The following is a 3,570-nucleotide window of genomic DNA, read 5'->3' on the forward strand; positions in this document are numbered from 1 at the left end:
ACCCAAGCTGCCTAAGTGAAATAACAGTGTCTAACTTTTAGGGGTCACTTCAGCCTAACTCAAGGCTGAAGGGATTTTTTTTAGTTCTCTGAAATAAATTGGGCTAGTGCTTCTACCGCGTCTTTTTCGTCGTCACCATCTGCAGCTAAAATAATTGTAGTATCCTTTGCTACAGCTAAACTCATAACGCCCATAATCGACTTAGCGTTAACACGTTTATCGCCCTTTTGTAAAAATACTTCTGAACGGAAACGATTAGCCTGTTGTACAAAATGTGCGGCTTGACGCGCTTGTAAACCTACCTTTAATTGTACACTTACTTCTTTTTCATACATCTCTAGCTCTCTCCTTTAGCGGTACACGCTTTCCCCTCGGCGTAGCGAATCCGCAATTTCATCTATTTTACGTAAGCGATGGTTAACACCTGACTTACTAACAGTGCCTGACGATAGTTTTTCGCCTAATTCTTTTAACGATACCTCTTTATACGCAACACGTAAGCGTGCAATCTCTTGTAAACGCTCAGGCAATTGGTCAATGCCAATCGTGCGATCAATATATTTAATATTTTCGACCTGACGTACTGAGGCACCAATGGTTTTATTGAGGTTGGCTGTCTCGCAGTTTACAATACGGTTTACGCTATTGCGCATATCGCGTAAAATCCGTACATCCTCAAAACGCATCATTGCTTGGTGAGCACCAATTAAGCTTAGGAAGTCAGAAATTTTTTCGGCTTCCTTTAAGTAGGTGACAAAACCCTTTTTACGCTCAATGGTTTTAGCATTAAGGTCAAACTCATTCATAATTTGCATTAAGCCCTCGCTATGTTCCTTATACAATGAGTATACCTCTAAATGGTAGGCGGACGTCTCAGGATTATTAACTGAACCTCCCGCTAAAAAAGCGCCGCGTAAGTACGCACGCTTTTGCATCGTCTTTGGTATGAGTGTAGACGCGATTTGGTTAGCAAATTGAAAGTCCTCCGTGAGGATATGTAAATCAATTAATAGCTCTCTTGCACCATCACGCACACGACAAATATATACATTATTTTTCTTCAATCGCATTTTACGTCGTACGAGTAACTCTACATTATACGTATAGAGCTTTTTTAAGTTCGTATATAAACGTCGTGCAATCGCTGCATTTTCAGTTTGAATATCTAAACTCAACTGACGATTAGAAAACGATAATGAACCATTCATACGAATAAGCGCTGATACTTCAGCCTTCGCGCATGTTAAATCAGCATCAATTAACGTTAATTCCTTTTTCGTTTCTGAAGCGAATGACATAGCGCCCCCTCCTTTCTAGGACATCTATTATAGTAGCCTACTTTTTTTGTGAGGCAATTGTGTTTCCTTGAGCATATATTCATAAAGCCACTTCGCTACTTCATTAGCCTCATGGCATAGTGTATCTTCACGAATTAATGCAATATCACGCTTAATCACTTTTATGCCCTGCTCCGTTAAACGCTGTTCATTATATGTAACAGGCTTGACCTTTCCAAGTGAGCAAATTGTTTCTGTTAATGTGGACTGTTCCAAATCATTAACGAGCACAGCATTAATAAACGGTGTACCTACATGATCATGTAATGCATTAATATGGTCTTCTGCATTATACCCTATCGTTTCGCCCAGTTGGGTCATTAAATTGCAAATGTACAATTTGGGCGCACGGGTACGTAATAAGGCACGGCTAATATTTTTCACTAACAAATTAGGAATAATGCTTGTATATAAGCTACCAGGCCCAAGTAAAATTAAATCCGCACGTTCAATCGCACGGATTGCGGCTGGTAACGGTTTCACATTTTCAGGTTCTAAAAAAACGCGCTTAATGCGCGATTCCGCAGTCGGCACTTTTGATTCTCCTGTAATAATCGTACCATCTTCAAGCTCGGCACTTAATGTCACTTTTTTATTAGCAGCGGGTAGCACATGCCCATGTACTTGGAGCACACGACTCATTTCGCTAATCGCATAGCTAAAGTCACCCGTAATATCAGTAAGAGCTGTCAGCATTAAATTGCCTAATGAATGCCCATATAAATCATCTGAATTAGAAAAACGATATTGAAACATTTGCTCTACTAACGGCTCTACATCTGACAGCGCTGCAATGACGTTGCGGACATCGCCTGGCGGTGGAATATCATAATCATCACGCAAACGACCTGATGAGCCACCGTCATCGGCTACTGTCACAATCGCCGTAATATCAAACGGAAAGCGCTTTAAGCCACGCAGTAAGGTGGATAGCCCTGTGCCACCACCAATTACAACCAGCTTGATTGGGTTCTTTCGCATGGCTTATACCTTCTTTCTTAATTCAATATCGCGGTGAGTTATAACTGTCATATCATTTTTAGCTAGCACATTACCAAAATACTCGGCTAGCGTTACCGAACGATGTTGCCCACCTGTACAGCCAAAAGCAATGACTAATTGCGATTTACCTTCCTCCTTGTATAGAGGAATCATAAAACTAAATAAATCTTTTAATTTTTCAATCAATTGTTGGGTTTCGGGCAGGGCAAGTACATAAGAAGAAACCTCTGTTTGTAGCCCTGTTTTATGACGTAAATCTTCTACATAATAAGGGTTCTTTAAAAAGCGAACATCAAACACTAAATCAGCATCAATTGGCATGCCATGCTTAAAGCCAAATGACATAACATTCACCGTAAATACTGGTGTAGTAACACTTGCAAACTCGCGCTGTATTTTTTCGCGTAGCTCACGAGGCTTCATACCTGAAGTGTTATAGACCGAATCAGCACGGCCCTTAACTTCAGATAGTAGCTTGCGTTCTTTTTGGATTCCCTCTAATGGGAGCCCGCTTGGGGCAAGTGGGTGCGAGCGACGTGTTTCTTTGTAGCGACGTACCAAGGTATCATTTGTTGCGTCTAAGTATAAAATACGTACCTTAACGTCCTCCTCCTGCATGAGTAAATCTAGTGCTGCAATTAACTCATCAAAAAATACGCCACCACGCATATCCATTACTGCTGCAATACGGAAGTTACTCTTATCCGAATCATGTAGTAGCGTTAAAAAGGTGGTTAGTAAAACAGGCGGTAAATTATCAATACAATAGTAACCTAAGTCTTCAAAACTTTGAATCGCTACCGTACGACCTGCTCCTGACATCCCTGTAATAATAACTAACTCATTTGCTGTGTGTTGGTTTTCCACTATACCCCGACCCCTTTACGATTGTTCCGATTTCTGAATTTTTTCGCTTAATAGCTCAAAATCCGTTGTATATTCAAATGTACCATACTGCATACCTTTATGGGACACTGCGAATAATAAATTCGTACGGTCACCTTCTGCCATTGGCAATGTTTCAAGTGCTTCAATCGGGTGCCAAGCAAGTGTACCTTCACGTGTTTCGGCAAAGGGCTCTCCCGTAATATCTGTAGTAACAAATGTATATAACATCCATTCGTCTACTACCTTGTCGCCTTCTTTAATTACCATAGTATACGCACCCTTTAGATGAGCATTGTTTGCTGTAACATTAGTTTCTTCGAAAAACTCTCGTGTCGCGGCTTCA

The 3,570-nt window shown here is 40.8% G+C and carries 5 protein-coding genes; all 5 read right to left on the reverse strand.

What is annotated here, in order from left to right:
* Positions 1-80 precede the first annotated feature (80 nt).
* Entirely contained in the window at positions 81-335 is a 255-nt protein-coding gene (locus CH76_RS13025) for an HPr family phosphocarrier protein (RefSeq protein WP_036147214.1), read from the reverse strand.
* A gap of 15 nt (positions 336-350) precedes the next feature.
* Positions 351-1,298 (reverse strand): DNA-binding protein WhiA, encoded by a 948-nt coding sequence (whiA, locus tag CH76_RS13030; RefSeq protein ID WP_036147217.1) that lies wholly within the window; start codon positions 1,296-1,298, stop codon positions 351-353.
* 27 nt (positions 1,299-1,325) lie between these two features.
* Positions 1,326-2,318 carry a gluconeogenesis factor YvcK family protein gene (gene yvcK / locus CH76_RS13035; RefSeq protein ID WP_036147219.1) on the reverse strand — a complete coding sequence of 331 codons (993 nt, stop codon included), beginning with the start codon at positions 2,316-2,318 and terminating at the stop codon, positions 1,326-1,328.
* A gap of 3 nt (positions 2,319-2,321) precedes the next feature.
* Complete coding sequence (rapZ, locus tag CH76_RS13040) at positions 2,322-3,206, reverse strand: RNase adapter RapZ (RefSeq protein ID WP_152553345.1); 885 nt, start codon at positions 3,204-3,206, stop codon at positions 2,322-2,324.
* Positions 3,207-3,221: 15 nt separating this feature from the next.
* The coding region (locus CH76_RS13045) for an NUDIX domain-containing protein (RefSeq protein ID WP_036147223.1) at positions 3,222-3,570 on the reverse strand (349 nt) is incomplete at its 5' end.

Origin of the sequence: Lysinibacillus sp. BF-4 (genome assembly GCF_000743635.1) — a bacterium.
Taxonomy (GTDB): Bacteria; Bacillota; Bacilli; order Bacillales_A; family Planococcaceae; genus Metalysinibacillus; species Metalysinibacillus saudimassiliensis.

Bases quoted from the DNA above. Each gene is read 5' to 3' on its own strand.
- CH76_RS13025 (WP_036147214.1), bottom strand. From the start codon at position 335: ATGTATGAAAAAGAAGTAAGTGTACAATTAAAGGTAGGTTTACAAGCG.
- whiA (WP_036147217.1), bottom strand. From the start codon at position 1,298: ATGTCATTCGCTTCAGAAACGAAAAAGGAATTAACGTTAATTGATGCT.
- yvcK (WP_036147219.1), bottom strand. From the start codon at position 2,318: ATGCGAAAGAACCCAATCAAGCTGGTTGTAATTGGTGGTGGCACAGGG.